Source organism: Streptomyces niveiscabiei (assembly GCF_001419795.1).
Taxonomy (GTDB): Bacteria; Actinomycetota; Actinomycetes; order Streptomycetales; family Streptomycetaceae; genus Streptomyces; species Streptomyces niveiscabiei.
The window spans coordinates 1-902 of record NZ_LIRL01001341.1 but is presented as its reverse complement, the minus strand read 5'-3'; the positions used below and the strand labels follow the sequence as shown (position 1 = coordinate 902).

The following is a 902-nucleotide window of genomic DNA, read 5'->3' as shown; positions in this document are numbered from 1 at the left end:
TGGGTAGTACGAGGATGGCCCATGGACGGTGGTCGTACAGGTCGAATCGGGTTTGGTGCACCACGGAGCGCGGTCATGCACCACGCGGGATGGAGGGGACGGATGTCACGGAGGCTTCCGATCACGGGAATGAGCCAGGAGCCGAGGGAACGGTTCCGGGAGGTGGTCAAGGAGCAACGGGAGAAACTGGGGCTGAGCTTCAGGGAGTTGTCGCGGCGGCTGGGGTGGGATCAGTCGCTGCTGAGCAGGTTGGAGAGCGGGGCGACGATTGGTAGTCCGCAGGTTGCCATGGGGCTGGACACGTTCTATGGGACGACGCCGTTGATCCTGACGGTGTGGGAGCTGGCGGCTGCGGACAAGAAGCAGTTCAGGCCGAGGTACCGGACGTACATGGAGTACGAGGCGAAGGCGGTTGCCTTGTCCCAGTTCTCGCTGAGCAGGCTGCATGGGTTGCTTCAGACGGAGGCGTACGCACGGGAAGCGCTGGCGGCGGGTGGCCTTGAGGGTGNNGTGTTCCGCTCGATCCTCTCCGAGGCGGCGCTCCGGAATTCGCTGCGTGATCCGGCCGCTTGGCGTGAGCAACTGGAGAGTCTGCTGGAGGTGTCCGAGCTGCCGAACGTCGTCATCCGCGTGCTGCCGTTCGGCATGGGGTTGCATGGCTTGGACACCACAGATGTGATGTTCCTGCGGCTCATGGACGGGCGGACCGTCGTCTACACGGAGAACGATCTAGACGGCGAAGTGGTCGAAGAAACTGGCAAGGCCGAGTACCTCTTCCGTGCTTATGATGCCGTGTGCGACCTGGCGCAAACACCCGCCGAGTCACGCGCGTTCATCTTGCGGCTGTTGGAGGAAGTACCGTGCGATCCGTCGACCTGACCAACCTCTCGTGGCGCAAGAGC

General features: G+C 63.3%; 1 protein-coding gene and 1 pseudogene. Both read left to right on the top strand.

What is annotated here, in order from left to right:
* Positions 1–21 precede the first annotated feature (21 nt).
* Positions 22–508: pseudogene (locus tag AOK24_RS52045) on the top strand (helix-turn-helix domain-containing protein); the annotation flags it as partial.
* A 2-nt stretch (positions 509–510) separates the two neighbouring features.
* A partial coding sequence (locus AOK24_RS52040; protein ID WP_240554420.1) for a DUF5753 domain-containing protein occupies positions 511–879 on the top strand: 369 nt, incomplete at its 5' end.
* Positions 880–902 lie beyond the last annotated feature (23 nt).